The 6429-nt window shown below is 34.2% G+C and carries 3 protein-coding genes; all 3 read right to left on the bottom strand.

The window, feature by feature from the left end:
* Positions 1–77: 77 nt before the first annotated feature.
* Positions 78–503: a hypothetical protein gene (locus VHE99_09175; protein HVV69183.1), complete on the bottom strand. Its 426-nt coding sequence runs from the start codon at positions 501–503 to the stop codon at positions 78–80.
* Positions 504–1108: 605 nt separating this feature from the next.
* Positions 1109–4501, bottom strand: a complete 3393-nt coding sequence (locus tag VHE99_09170; protein ID HVV69182.1) for a beta-ketoacyl synthase N-terminal-like domain-containing protein — start codon at positions 4499–4501, stop codon at positions 1109–1111.
* Positions 4498–6390: a non-ribosomal peptide synthetase gene (locus VHE99_09165; GenBank protein ID HVV69181.1), complete on the bottom strand. Its 1893-nt coding sequence runs from the start codon at positions 6388–6390 to the stop codon at positions 4498–4500. The genes VHE99_09170 and VHE99_09165 overlap by 4 nt, the downstream gene beginning before the upstream one ends.
* Between the last annotated feature and the right edge of the window lie 39 nt (positions 6391–6429).

Raw genomic sequence — 6429 nt, 5'->3', positions numbered from 1 at the left:
TGTCGCCCACAACCTTACCCACACTTCGCCCACAGATAATATTGATAATATTACTATAAAATTTTTACTTATTTGGGTTAGGTGATTTCTGAGTCAACGTTGGAGCCTCCTAAAGTTAGGTAAAATGATGAGGCAACGCGGTACAACATAATCCCGATTATTAATGTAGCTATAGGTACCGCAGCCGCTAGAATTGACTGGGCTACAGATGGTTCCATATACTGCAGAGGAAAGATACTTAAAAACCAACAACCAAAAGTTGTGATATTGATAATCAATAAGTTTAAAAATTGCGATTTACATTTTTTCTTTAATGAAGCCAAATTATTTAAGCGTGAGAGAAGAAAGAATATAGCCGCTATCAAAAAAATTCCGAAACAAAGCAAAGTTGCATCAATTTTCATCTCAAGCAAAGCAGTAAAGACAAAAGCTACCGCAGATATAATACACCAGGCAAATATTCCAACAAACCCGAGGGTAGATTCATTGCTTAATTTTTCCATGTTCAACCTCTAATTTTTCTTGGTCTTCGGGAAAGAATGGGCTATTAGTCTTTTCAAGCAGAGATAATGCATCGACAAATGGAAAGTAACAACTTGGTGGGCGATAGTGGGATCGAACCACTGACCCCTGCCGTGTGAAGGCAAATTTAACATATTCCTCAGTAAACCACCATGAACAACCATCAACAAATTTTCCTGTAATTTCAAGTTGTTATAAAAAATCCTCTTGTTTCTGATTGTATATGGTGTACTATTCCCGTGCATTACATTTGCACTTCATTTGCACTTCAGTTTTATCGGAGGATTAATTTGAAAACGAACATCAACTCTACGTTAGAATCTTGAGATAAGAGTAATCATAAAACCTCTATACAATCTGGAATTCCATCAGAGGTTCCTCCGGGGGGTTGATTTTTTTATATCCTTTAGGTTTTTTGGAAAAGCTGTAATGGTGGGCTACAAAAATAAAGGTATTTTCCATATACTATGGCTTGATAGAAAATTTACTCTATATGATCATGAATGAGTATTATTCTAATCACTGTTATTTCTCCAGCTTAATAACTTGGCAACAGCATTTGCCTTATGTTCTGGAGCTATGACAGTCAACTACCAACTTTTATATCCTGCATGATATGCTCAACGATAACACCCAGGGCATCATTGGAGAGAATAGTTTCGTGGGAACATGCTAAGTTAACTACAGTTAAGTTCTTCATGTATTTTTTCCATCCATTCGAGTCTTCTGTTAATAATAACTCATATAATCGATTGCAATCTACCCATTCGTCATTATGCATATTCACATTGTGTTTTCTTATAAGCTTATTCGCTTTAAATAAAGTAGCTGGAGGAGTATACTCCTCATATTTGTTATAGCGAGCCAACATTTCTAATTCTCTTGGGATTAACTCTTGTAATCGGCGCCCATAACTGGTAGGAAGTATATTTTCTGGAATCAACTTTATCATCTCAGGAATTGCTGCGTGATAAATTTCTTCAGGACACAAAATAGTAACTGCTGAATCAAGCAAATACAAATTAATGACTTTATCTCCCTGTTTAATCAATTGCTTGGCCATTTCATAAGCAATCACCCCACCCATCGACCAACCACCTAAAACATATTCTCCTCGAGGCTGAATTTCTTTAAGTTTATTTATATAATGACTGGCTAGCAATTCAAGTGAATCTATACACTCAGAGGGCATGCAATTCAAGTTATGTGATTCTATACCATAAACAGAGAAGGTATCCTTGAGCTTCTTAGCTAGATTATAATAAACTTCTGCCCCTGCCTGGGAAGGATGAACTAGAAATAGAGGCGAAACACTAGGCATCTGATTAAAAGCTATAATACCTTGCGGAAGATAATTTGATCGACTAACCTGCTCGTTATTATTAAGCTCCAAAATTCGTGCAAGCTCATGGGTTTGCTTTAATACATTATCGTTAAAATAAACCCATGTAACGGGTAGCTCCAATGTAAATGTTCGATTAATTTTTTCAATCATTCTTAACGCTCGAAGAGAGTTGCCACCTAAACCTAAGAAACTACTCTGCAGATTTAAATTTTTTTCATCAAAAATACTGAGCCAAATTTCATTAAGTTGCTCCGATATTTCTTGAGCAGAGAACTGTTTATCAACAGAGAATCTTTTAGGCATAGAAATAGGGAGCCCAGGTGTATTATTTTGCTTCAGCTTAGGCCACAGAATTTTCCGATCAAATTCATAAGTGGGCAAAAGTAATCTATTTCTTATTTCCTGAAAGTGAAGAGCTGCAAAATTGATATCAACATTTTCAATATATAATTTGGCAATAGTAGATAACACGGTTCCATTATTTATTTGTTCCATTAAGTCAATTGCAACACTTTCAGACAATTGACTATCTTCTAGTTCAATTGAAGAATCATTTAAAACCTGATTATACCAATAAGAGTAATCTTTTATTTCACTTATTGAAACTTTTCTATTCAATTTTTTTGAAATCCAAGTGTCTTTTGAGTCAGCAAATTTAAACTTCGCAAATTCCATTGAAAAATGCTCCAAAGAGGAATTATTTTTTTTAAAACAAGATAATATATTTACTAAATTTAAGGCATTCGATAAAGAAATAACTCCAGTTAAACAAGCAGCCAGACATTCCCCAAACCCTACAGCAATCATTTTTTCAGGAATAATATTTAAACCTATTAAAAAACAAGCTAAAGCATATTCACCTACAAACTTGGCAAGAGGTGAAAATGAATCTTGAATATCTATATTAATGTTCATGTTTTTTAAAATATTTAAACAGTTTTCAATCGAGCTTTTATAAAAAAGATGGTCACGCATCATTGTTTCTATATTTTTTATATTTACAGATTTAACATTAGACAAAACAAATGTTATTTTTCTAAAATTCGGAACATTTTTTTTTGTATTAATCATAAATTCTTCTTTTGCAATTTTCTCTATAGCATCTTCTATGTCTTTGCAAATTATGCATATTCTATTTTGAAAATGCTTCCGGCCAACTTGTAAAGTAAAAGCCACATCATCTAAATTATCGAACTTGTGGTCTAAAAAATAATCTAGCAAATTGGAAAAATTTTTATTCAATGAATTAACGGATTTAGCTGAAATACAAATAATTTTCGAGCGAGTATTTGGCTTTAATTTTTTAATACCTGGCGCTTCTTCCATGATTAAATGTGCATTAGTCCCTCCTACACCTAAAGAATTTACAGCAGCGCGATAAGGAATATGAGAATCTTGCTTTTCCCAGTCTGTCGTCGTTAAGTTCATATAAAATGGAGAACATTCAAAATCAATGTTAGGATTCGGTTCCGAAAAATTAATACTTGCCGGTAGAGTCTTATGTTTTAGTGCTAGCACCACTTTAATCACTCCAGCAACACCTGCCGCCACATCAAGATGGCCGATATTGGATTTAATTGACCCTAATGTACAAAAATTATTTTTTTGCGTATAGGCGCGAAAAGCTTGCGTTAACGCGCTGACTTCAATAGGATCACCGATGATCGTACCAGTACCATGCGCTTCAATATGAGTAATGGTTTCGATAGGTACCTGAGCTAAACTGATAGCCGTTCTAATGGCTTCCACTTGACCAGAAATACTGGGCGCTGTAAAACCTATCTTCCGTCTACCATCGTTATTGACTGCAGTAGATTTAATAATCGCTTCTATATGATCTCCCTCACTTAGTGCATCTTGTAATCGTTTTAGCACAATGATACCCACGCCACTGGTCATAACAGTTCCTGAAGCATTTTTATCAAAAGCTCTACATTTCCCATCTGGAGAATATACCAAACCCTCTTTATACAGGTAACCGACTGCCGGAGGCAGCAATAAAGTAATTCCACCAGCTAATGCCATATCACAATCATTATTTAATAGACTCATACATGCCAAGTGAATAGCGACTAGAGAAGTAGAACAAGCCGTTTGAATTTGAATGCTAGGCCCAGTTAGATTAAGCTCATAAGAAACGCGTGTGGCCAGTTGAGAAGTTTCTGCAAGGACACCAACTTCAAATGGACTAAGTTCCTGGCTTGAATCACTTTGTAAAAGAAAATTAAGATAGGAAATTGGATTATGCTTACAACCAGCAAATACACCGATTTTTCCAGAATAATTTTCTGGGTTATATCCAGCATTTTCCAACGCAGACCACGATTCTTCAAGAAAAATCCTATATTGCGGATCAAGCATCATAGCTTCTTCGCTACTATATCCAAAAAAACCGGCATCAAATTGATCATACTCAGGTAATACCCCACAGACCCTAACATAATCTTTATGCGTTATATATTCATCCGGAATACCCGAATTTTTAAGATCGGAAAGTGAAACTTGCTCCAACCCTTCAGTACCATTACAAAGCATTTTCCAAAAAAGATTAATGTTTTTGGCTCCAGGGAATCTACCTGACATGCCGACAATCGCAATATCTGACTCTAAAAAATTTTGTTCTGTAGTTTTCATATATTCACTCTATCATTAGTTAAAGAACAGCATCGAGAAGTGTATCGACCTTTATTCACGGCTAAATTGAAATGTCTTTCAGCATCGTTAATTGATGGAGAATTAATTTTTTTAATGAGAAGATTAACGGTAGGATACTGAAAAATAGTTAGCATATCCAAATGGTAACCCTTAGTCCGCAAACAATTATATAGTTTAGCTATTAACAACGAATTCGCTCCTAAATCGAAAAAATTTGCATCACGATCAAGCTCTTCCATTTTCAGCAAATCTTTCAATAGAGCAATCAGATCATATTCTATGTTTAAATAGCCTGGAGAATCATTGATGACATCGGTAGAATAATTTTCTAGAAGTTTTGTCTTGTCTACTTTTCCATTTATAGTCAAAGGAAATTTTGGTATAAATGTGAATTTATAAGGAATCATATAATATGGCAACGATGACGCCAAATAATCTCTTAGTTCGGTTATCGTTAATTCCTCATTACTTACTGATGTACAATAAGCAACTAATGATTTAATACCGCCTTCTGTTATAGGAAAAACTACAGCCTGATTGATCTGGGAATGCTGATTTAACAACCTCTCCACTTCCCCCAACTCTACTCTATAGCCATTTATTTTTATTTGATCATCTATTCGGCCTATATACTTAAATGAACCATTTTCTAGAAGACAACCTAAATCTCCAGTTTTATATATTACTGAGTAACCCTCTTCCAGCATAGAAAATGGATTAGGGATAAATTTTTCGGCAGTTAATTCCGGGCAATTGAGATAACCGCGAGCTACACAATGTCCCGAAATAAATATTTCTCCGATAGTCATTGGTTGAAGTGGCTGTAAAAATTCGTCTAGCACATATATTCTAGTATTCAGTCCTGGGCAACCAATTGTAATGTCATCAAAAGTTTCTCCAAAACCATAAGTAGATAATGTCACGCCAACGGTCGTTTCAGTAGGGCCATATTCATTATAAATTTTGTGACAAGGATATTTATGCAACCATTTTTTAACATGAGTTGAACTTGCATTTTCTCCACCCAAAACAATAGATTGTAATGCCACTAAAGAACAGTTGTTTTGTAAATCACACAATAAATTAAAAAAAGTAGGCACTAGTTTTACAATATTAATTCTATATTTTTCCAAATGCTTTAAGTACTTACAGGGATCACGCTTTGTTTTTTCATCACAAAATATTATAGTTGCACCAGATATCACAGGCAGCAGGAGGGTTGTTATTGTAAAATCAAAAGCCAATGAAGAAGAGCAATCAAACCTATCTCCTAGCTTAACATTTAAATATTTATTCGCCCATTTCAAATAATTCATTAAACTTCTTTTCTCTACCATTACGCCTTTTGGATTGCCGGTGGAACCAGAAGTGTAAATAATATAATTTAACTTCTGAGAAAAGAATTTTTCTAATTGAGAATTTGAATTATATTTTATGTTAGCAATATCATCAGCTTTTAAAATAGGACAACAGATAGTTCCTTTTAATTTATCAATTAAATTTTTATGAGTCAGCAATAAATGTGGTTTAGCATCAGAAAGAATATAACTGATTCTATCAGATGGGTATTCAGTATCTAAAGGCAAAAAAGCACCACCTGCCTTTAAAATAGCTAAGATACTAATTATCATATTCAGATCTCTTTCCATAAGCATAGCTACAATAAATTCACCTTGATTAGGATCGTAATAATCACGGATTATCATTGATAGAATAGTAGATTTTTGATCTAGTTCTTCATAAGTTAGAAATTTTCCTTTGTAAACTGCAGAAATTCCGGTAGGATTACGTTTCGCTTGCCAGTGAAATAATTCTGAAACAGTATTTTCAGCAAGTGAAAGTTCGTTTATTTTCTCTGAACCTCTCATAGATGCTCCTGTGCCTTGAATCGAAAAACTAGAAATAAT

It is taken from the genome of Gammaproteobacteria bacterium, assembly GCA_035546635.1.
Lineage (GTDB): Bacteria > Pseudomonadota > Gammaproteobacteria > JAURND01 > JAURND01 > DASZWJ01.
The sequence above is the reverse complement of the archived record's forward strand: the minus strand, read 5'-3'. Positions and strand labels throughout refer to the sequence as shown.